We start from the raw sequence: 7,310 nt of genomic DNA on the forward strand, positions 1-7,310 counted from the left end.
ATCAGTTAATCTGACGTAGTCGAGCGGCAGACCGGCGCTAAAGCGCAGTTTGCTTGCGGCACGCAGGCCCTGGCTCGGAAGTATCCGAGCCGCGGCGGCAGGTGTCGTGTATGATTTTATCCCAACGAAGAGAATTCAGGTGAAGGATCTATGAGGCCAGGACAGCAGAACAAGCGCGGTCGGGGGCGTGGTAACAACAACGGCGGCGGCGGCGGAAATAACAACAACAATAACAACTTCAACCGCAAAGGCTCGAATCCGCTGACCAGGACTTATGACAGCTCCGGTCCCGATGTGAAGATTCGCGGAACAGCTCAGCATATCGCCGAGAAGTACGCGGCTCTGGCTCGCGACGCACACAGCTCCGGCGACCGCGTCATGGCTGAAAACTACCTTCAGCATGCCGAGCATTACAATCGGATTATCGCCAGCGCCCAGGCGCAGATGCAGGAGCGCTTTCAGCGCGACGATCAGAATAATTATAACGACCGCGATGCCGGCGACCGTGATATGGACGATATCGACGGAAACGACATGGACGACCAGCCGCAGATGGCTCCGCCTCCGGTTCGTCAGCATGCTCCCGTCGTTGCGCCCGCTCCGGCTCCCGAACCCGAGGTTATCGACGGCACCGGCCCGCAGCCGGTGATTGAAGGCATCCCGGCCGAGGTGGCGATCGAAGAAGAGACGCCTCCAGGCGGAGCCGCCGAGCGCCAGCCGCGCCGCCGCAATGCCGGAAATCGCCCGCGTCGCCAGCCCCGCCGCGCGGCTGATGCGGAAGGGAAGGACGAGGCCGCCGCGGGCGACGCCCCGGCTTTGGCCGACGCTGCATCGGAATAAGACGACCTCCCCTCAGGGGAAGCCGGTCAAAATACCGAAATGGGAACGGCGGTGCTGAAAGTGCCGCCGTTCCCATTTTTGCTTTCGGTTCCTTCTTTTCTCAGAGTACGGCCAGAAGTTTCCGGAGCCGTTATCATTCGCTTCCGAAACGGAACTTGTCCTTCTCCGGCATATCGAGTGGAGAAATTTGATGCTTTCGACTGATAAAGCCGGCTGCCGTTTCTGTCTGGGGAATGAATTGCTCGCCGATGAGCCTCTGGGTGGCAACCGCTCCTTCTATATGCTTGGCAGTATCGATCCGGAAATGCCGCATGTCGTCATGATCATCCTGCGTCGGCATGCGGAAAGCCCTTTCGATCTCCGCTCCGAGGAGTGGGCCGGGTTGGGCGAAATGCTGACAATGGCAAAGGCTCACCTGGAATATTGCGGCCCGGATGGCTTCACTCTCGGCTGGAATGTCGGAGCCGTTGCAGGGCAGCACGTGTTTCATGTTCATTTGCACGTGGTTGCCCGTTTTGCCGATGAGAGCAACGCGGGTAGGGGAATCCGCGCCATCGTTCGCGGATGACATGTCCTTCCTGCTTTGCAGAGGCCGACGTCGCTGCAATCTTCCGCCTTTGGGTCAACGCGGCTCAACCCGGCAAATCCCTCACTTTTTTCGCTTTTGCCGCCCTTTAAACTCCTCAGATACCCTCCCATATTCTCCTCAGTTGCCTTGCTGCAAATCCCAACAGCGACAAGGCGGGGTCCGCCTCTTGAGGGGGCTCAATCTCAATCATCGATCTGCGCCGGTTAGGGCAGGCCGATCCATGGAGGTCCAGTATGAATATTGAAAAATACTCCGAGCGGGTGCGCGGTTTCCTGCAATCCGCCCAAACCTATGCGCTTGCGCAGGGTAATCAGCAGTTCACACCCGAACATGTTCTGAAAGTGCTTTTGGACGACGACCAAGGCATGGCCGCGTCGTTGATCGAACGCGCCGGCGGTGATGCCAAGGCTGCCCGTCTTGCCAATGACGCCGCGCTTGCCAAGTTGCCGAAGGTTTCCGGCGGCGATGGCCAGGTCTATCTCGCACAGCCGCTCGCCAAGGTATTTGCCACCGCCGAGGATGCGGCAAAGAAGGCGGGCGACAGCTTCGTCACCGTCGAGCGCCTCTTGCAGGCACTGGCGATCGAGTCGTCTGCTTCCACTTCCGCGACGCTGAAGAAGGCCGGCGTGACGCCTGTTACGCTCAATCAGGTCATCAATGATATCCGCAAGGGTCGTACCGCCGATTCCGCCAATGCGGAGCAGGGCTTCGATTCACTGAAGAAATATGCACGTGACCTCACCGCCGAGGCTCGCGAAGGCAGGCTCGACCCGGTCATCGGCCGTGACGACGAAATTCGCCGCACCATTCAGGTTCTTTCCCGCCGCACGAAAAACAACCCCGTGCTGATCGGCGAGCCCGGCGTCGGCAAGACGGCGATCGTCGAGGGCCTGGCGCTCCGCATCGTCAATGGCGACGTGCCTGAATCGCTGAAAGACAAAAAGCTGATGGCGCTCGACATGGGCGCCTTGATCGCCGGCGCGAAATTCCGCGGCGAGTTCGAAGAGCGGCTGAAGGCCGTGCTCAACGAGGTCCAGTCGGAAAACGGCGAGATCATCCTGTTCATCGACGAAATGCACACGCTGGTCGGCGCAGGCAAGGCGGACGGCGCCATGGATGCTTCCAACCTGTTGAAGCCTGCGCTCGCCCGCGGTGAGCTGCATTGCGTCGGCGCGACCACGCTCGACGAATATCGCAAGCATGTCGAAAAAGATCCGGCTCTCGCACGACGCTTCCAGCCCGTCATGGTCGAGGAGCCCACAGTCGAGGATACGATTTCGATCCTGCGCGGCTTGAAGGAAAAGTATGAGCAGCACCACAAGGTCCGCATCGCCGATGCCGCCCTGGTGGCCGCCGCCATGCTGTCGAACCGCTATATCACCGATCGTTTCCTGCCGGACAAGGCCATCGACCTGATGGACGAAGCTGCGGCCCGCCTGCGCATGCAGGTGGACTCGAAGCCGGAAGAACTCGACGAACTCGATCGCCGCATCATCCAGCTGAAGATCGAGCGTGAGGCGCTGAAGAAGGAAACCGACCAGGCCTCGGCCGACCGGCTGAAGCGGCTGGAGACCGAGCTTATCTCGCTGGAAGAGGAAGCCGATGCGCTCACGGCGCGCTGGCAAGCCGAAAAGCAGAAGCTGGGTCTTGCCGCCGATCTGAAGAAGCAGCTTGACGAAGCCCGCAACGAGCTGGCAACCGCCCAACGCAAGGGTGAATTCCAGCGTGCCGGCGAGCTCGCCTACGGCGTGATCCCGAAGCTGGAGAAGGAGCTGCAAACTGCGGAAGAGCGGGACAGTGCCCGCGATTCCATGGTGCAGGAAGTGGTCACCGCCGACAATATCGCCCAGATCGTTTCCCGCTGGACCGGGATTCCGGTCGACAAGATGCTGGAAGGTGAACGCGACAAGCTGCTCCGGATGGAAGACGAACTGGCGAAGTGGGTCGTCGGCCAGGGCGATGCCGTTCAAGCGGTATCGCGTGCCGTCCGCCGGTCGCGCGCCGGGCTGCAGGATCCGAACCGGCCGATCGGCTCGTTCATCTTCCTCGGCCCCACCGGCGTCGGCAAGACGGAGCTGACTAAGGCGCTCGCCCGCTTCCTCTTCGATGACGATACGGCCATGGTGCGCATGGATATGTCCGAGTACATGGAGAAGCACTCCGTGGCCCGGCTGATCGGCGCCCCTCCCGGCTATGTCGGCTATGAGGAAGGCGGTGCGCTGACCGAAGCCGTCCGTCGCCGACCCTATCAGGTCGTGTTGTTCGACGAGATCGAGAAGGCGCATCCCGATGTCTTCAACGTCCTGCTCCAGGTTCTGGACGACGGGCGTTTGACGGATGGCCAGGGCCGCACGGTCGACTTCCGCAACACCATGATCATCATGACCTCCAACCTGGGCGCCGAATATCTGACCCAGCTGAAGGAAGGCGATGACAGCGATCTGGTGCGCGAACAGGTGATGGAAGTGGTGCGGTCGCATTTCCGCCCGGAATTCCTGAACCGTGTCGACGAGATCATCCTGTTCCATCGCCTGAAGCGCGAGGAGATGGGCGCGATCGTCGATATCCAGCTGGAGCGGCTGCTGAAGCTTTTGTCGGAGCGCAAGATCACGCTCGAGCTCGACGACGATGCCCGCAACTGGCTCGCCAACAAGGGCTACGACCCCGCCTATGGTGCAAGGCCGCTGAAGCGGGTGATCCAGAAATATGTCCAGGATCCGCTCGCCGAACAGATCCTCTCCGGGCAGATTCCGGATGGCTCGCTGGTCAAGGTCACCAGCGGTTCCGACAGGCTGTTGTTCCGCCCGCGCCATGCGGTGAACGAGGCGGCATAAGGTCGAGAATGTTTGATGAAATGCGGATGGCGGCCTTTCGGCCGCCATCTTGCTTTTGAGAGCCTGCTTGCCTGACCCTGCCTCCTCTGTGATGCTGGCGCGGGTTTGGAGAGGGACGGAGGAAACCATGCTTGTTATCTTCGGTGGCCTGCCGGGCAGCGGAAAAACCACCATTGCGCGCGCGCTGGCGCAGCGGTTGGGCGGTGTGCACGTCCGGCTCGACACGATCGAGCAGGCGTTGCGGAATTCCGGTATGTTGAGAGCTGATGTCGGACCTGCCGGATATATGGTTGCCTATGGGGTCGCCGAAGACAATCTGAAACTGGGAAGAACCGTGATTGCGGATACAGTCAATCCCATTTCGGTGACGCGCGAAGCCTGGAGGCAGGTCGCGCAGCGGGCGAGCGTGCCGTCAATCGAGGTGGAGGTCGTCTGTTCCGACAGGATCGAGCATCGCCGGCGCGTGGAAACGCGCGAGGCTGATATCGAAGGCCTTGTGAACCCGACCTGGGACGAGGTCGTTACGCGAAACTATGATAGCTGGAGCTCGGGGCCCATCGTCGTCGATACGGCTTTCAAGGCGGTGGATGAGCTCATGGCGGAACTGGTTGTTCGGATGGAATCCGTTCGGGCTTAACTGGTTGCCCGCTGACCGGGATGTCCCAGCCTTCAGGGCTACTTGCTTGCGACCTGTTTCGACTTGTCGTCGCTGAGCAGCGTATCGATGCGCTTGCGCTCTTCCTGGAATTTGGCGAGAGCCTCGCCCTCGAGGGACTTGCCGCCGGGAAGGCGGATGCGCAGCGGGTCGACCTTCGTCCCGTTGACGATCAGTTCATAGTGGAGGTGCGGGCCGGTCGCGAGGCCGGTCGAGCCGATGAAGCCGATGACTTGTCCTTGAACCACCTTCGCGCCCGGCACGATGCCCTTGGCGATGGCGCTCTGATGGTTATAGGAGGAGACGTAGCCATTGGCATGACGGATCAGCGTCTGATTGCCGAAGCCGCTTGAATCCCAGCCGGCCTTTTCGACGATGCCGTTGCCGGCGGAGATGATCGGCGTGCCGCGGGGCGCAGCCCAATCCACGCCCGTATGCATGCGCGCAAAACCGAGGATCGGATGGCGTCGCATGCCGAAGCCAGATTTGAACACGCCGGTCGGAACAGGATTGCGCAACAGGAATTGCCGGATGCTCTTGCCGCCGTCATCGAAGTAATCGATCGAATTATCGGCCGGATCTTCGAAACGGTAGAAGCGGGTCACTGTATCGCCGAACTTGGCGTTGACGAAGAGCAGTTCGGAATCGGCTGTCGCCTGGCCGTTTTCATCGGCAACCGAGAAGAAGGCTTCCAGCGAATCCGCCGGTTTCAGCTGCGCCTGGAAATCGACATTGCTGGCAAGCAGCTTGACGATCTGCGCCACCATTTCCTTGTTCATGCCGTAGGAAAGCGCCGCGCGATAGATGCCGTCATAGACGCTCGGCAGATCGCGGCCGGCCACAGACGGGGGCGCGTCGTTGTCGAAGGCGGTGGCGATGGCGTCAAGCATATGCGGTTCGCTGCCGGCGACGAAATCGCCACGATCGTTCTGCGCGATGGTCAGCAAATGCTTGGTGCCGCGGTAGATGCTGGCGCGGATGATCTTGGCCTGCTCGCCCTTCTGCAGGATGCCGATGCGAAGCACGTCGCCTGCGGAAACATCGGACGAGCCGAAGAACGGCTGGATCTTTGCCGTGATGTCGTCGGCATCCGCCTTGAGATAGCCGGCATTGGTGAGGGCCGTGACAATCGGCATGTTTTCCCGAACCGGAATAATGTCGTCGGCAAACTCCTGTGTCTGCGCGGTCACAGCCTGGGAGGGGGAGACGGACATGTTTTCCTCGACGATGCGGGCGGTCAGGCCGGCTGTCAGGTCGACATCGGCATCGTCGTTGGCGAAACGGCGCGGATCGACATAATAGAGTGCCGAAAGCTGGGTATTGCCGTCTGTCAGGACCGAGCCGTTGGAGCGTACATTCTCTTCGACTTCGTCGAGCGACATGGAGCCGGCAAGCTGGAAGGGAATATCCTTGGACGGAAAGGGTACCGTCTTCAGGCTGACCTCCGATTCAACATCCGATCCGTAGATCGCGCCGGTCCGGTTGGCCGGCGGCGGTATATTCTCATCGGCGGAGAAGATCGCCAGCGGATCAAATGGCGGATAGCTTTCGTTGGCGATGCGATTGGTGGCCAAGGCGATCTTCACATGGGCGAAGGGCTGGCGACGCACCACCTCCTTGTCGCCGTCTTTCACAACGGTCGATACTTCGAGAATGTTGCGGTCTGACGGCTTGGACGCGATGGCGGTGGAAATCAGGCGCCCGCCGCGGGTGACCTGATCATCTGAGGCATCGTGATTGTCCGATGTCGCATAGGCTTCGGCCGGAATAGCCAGTTGCTGTCGTCCGTCGAGCGCTGCGAACAAGGCGACGCCCATCAATATGCTCGAGGTGACGCCGGTAAGGAAGGTGCCCGAGAGCCAGCGCAAGGAAACCTCGCGTCGATCCGGCGCCCGCCTGCCATCGGCCAGGATTGGCGGCTCGTTGCCGAGCGATCGGAGCATCATCTTGTCCGTCATCATGCCAATCGAAATCCGGTTCCTTCATGCGAGCCGCAGGCTGGGGGCGAAGATGTGCATATTTATGACAGGCGAGTCAAATCAACCGGGTGATATTCACTCTTTGGGGGCCTCGTTTCCTATAGAAATCTATGGTGCAGGTGATAGGGCTTGTGGGACGTTGCCGATGATCCACCTCATATTGTGCCGCCAGCGGCGCCCGATTGGGTAGCCTGAGCATGCCAGGGAAGGGATGCGCGGGTGTCTTCGCCGCATCTTCAGCCGGAGCCCGGCATCCCTTCATAAATATATCATGAGAATCAATCACTTATTTGTTTTTCGATTTTTTTCAAAATCGCTTGTTGACTTGGTTCGTTGGGTGGGATTATAAGCCCACTCACTGAACGAGGGCGGCGGCGCTGCTGGCGACGACGACTTTCGCTCTAGTGTTTCCT

The 7,310-nt window shown here is 60.3% G+C and carries 5 protein-coding genes; 4 read left to right on the plus strand and 1 reads right to left on the minus strand.

The annotated features are described in order from the left end of the window. Nucleotides 1-150 precede the first annotated feature (150 nt). From FHT29_RS16430 to FHT29_RS16445, 4 genes are all read left to right on the plus strand, one after another. Nucleotides 151-840, plus strand: a complete 690-nt coding sequence (locus tag FHT29_RS16430) for a DUF4167 domain-containing protein (protein ID WP_047553414.1) — start codon at nt 151-153, stop codon at nt 838-840. A 190-nt stretch (nt 841-1,030) separates the two neighbouring features. Next, entirely contained in the window at nt 1,031-1,408 is a 378-nt protein-coding gene (locus FHT29_RS16435) for an HIT domain-containing protein (protein WP_052211856.1), read from the plus strand. 254 nt (nt 1,409-1,662) lie between these two features. Then, complete coding sequence (gene clpB, locus FHT29_RS16440) at nt 1,663-4,263, plus strand: ATP-dependent chaperone ClpB (RefSeq protein WP_047553411.1); 2,601 nt, start codon at nt 1,663-1,665, stop codon at nt 4,261-4,263. A 127-nt stretch (nt 4,264-4,390) separates the two neighbouring features. Beyond that, nucleotides 4,391-4,900 carry an AAA family ATPase gene (locus tag FHT29_RS16445; RefSeq protein WP_047554333.1) on the plus strand — a complete coding sequence of 170 codons (510 nt, stop codon included), beginning with the start codon at nt 4,391-4,393 and terminating at the stop codon, nt 4,898-4,900. Nucleotides 4,901-4,938: 38 nt separating this feature from the next. Here the strand turns inward: FHT29_RS16445 and FHT29_RS16450 are convergent, their stop codons facing one another. Beyond that, nucleotides 4,939-6,879: a M23 family metallopeptidase gene (locus tag FHT29_RS16450; protein WP_037196624.1), complete on the minus strand. Its 1,941-nt coding sequence runs from the start codon at nt 6,877-6,879 to the stop codon at nt 4,939-4,941. Between the last annotated feature and the right edge of the window lie 431 nt (nt 6,880-7,310).

It is taken from the genome of Rhizobium sp. SG741, from assembly GCF_012275435.1.
Lineage (GTDB): Bacteria > Pseudomonadota > Alphaproteobacteria > Rhizobiales > Rhizobiaceae > Rhizobium > Rhizobium lusitanum.